Genomic DNA, 260 nt, shown 5'->3' with positions numbered 1-260 from the left:
GTTATACTTACATTATTTACAGTAACAACACATTGTGCTCCTGCTGATGAAACTGTAGATGAACGAACTTCAACTGTGTAGTTTCCTGCTCCTAATGTAGTCGCTACCGTTAATGGACTTGTTGTATTTCCTGTTACCCAACCTGCTCCATCAATATTATATTCAAATGAAGCTCCAAAGTTAGTAGCTGTTATAGTAATCTCTCCATCTGTATCTCCATTACATGAAACTGCTGAACCAACTGCGCTTGCTGTGAATTC

1 protein-coding gene is annotated in these 260 nt (G+C 38.5%); it reads right to left on the bottom strand.

Features of this window, described 5'->3' with window-relative positions; translation table 11 throughout:
• On the bottom strand, nucleotides 1–260 hold a 260-nt coding region (locus tag Q1A46_RS20835), incomplete at both ends, for a hypothetical protein (RefSeq protein WP_299683590.1).

It is taken from the genome of uncultured Tenacibaculum sp. (assembly GCF_947502995.1).
Lineage (GTDB): Bacteria > Bacteroidota > Bacteroidia > Flavobacteriales > Flavobacteriaceae > Polaribacter.
This window is presented reverse-complemented; position numbering and strand designations above follow the sequence as displayed.